1 pseudogene is annotated in these 568 nt (G+C 34.5%); it reads left to right on the plus strand.

From position 1 onward, the window contains the following. Positions 1–568, plus strand: a pseudogene (locus tag KTE19_RS13715) (hypothetical protein); the annotation flags it as partial.

Below are 568 nucleotides of genomic sequence, written 5' to 3' on the forward strand. Positions count from 1 at the left end.
TATCATAAGGGAAGGCATTCCCTATTTCTATACAATTCAGAAATCTTTTATGCATTTACACAAGATATTTTACGCTCTCCGAATTCGAGCAACTGGTAATAATAAAGCAGTAAATGATGGCGTTTATGTTAAAACTTATGCTGTTTATGCTAAAGATGATTCAAGCAATGAGATATTATATGGAATTACGGTATCCCCTAATCCTAATTACTTGCCAGAATATGATGGTGTAACCCCGCAAGCGGTTACTTATTCATACAAAGTGAATATTAGCAATACCAGTAATATCACTTTTACTAATTCAAATGACATTTATCTTTCAGAAAATGATTTAGCTGAGTCATTAAAGCCTTATGCCAAAACAGTTTACGTTAATCAGCAACTGGATAAAAAAGTGGTCGATAACAAAGATGGAACTGAACAACTTAATGGGGTTCAGGTACAGCCGTTCAATAAGTTAAGCGATAGTGTTGGTGGACGAAACCTGTTGCTTGGAACATCTCCTGTCAAGGTGCGAAATCCGACTTGGAATAATATTATTAATGTAGATGTTACTAATTTAGTTGGA

This window comes from Lentilactobacillus dabitei (genome assembly GCF_019061365.1).
Classification (GTDB): domain Bacteria; phylum Bacillota; class Bacilli; order Lactobacillales; family Lactobacillaceae; genus Lentilactobacillus; species Lentilactobacillus dabitei.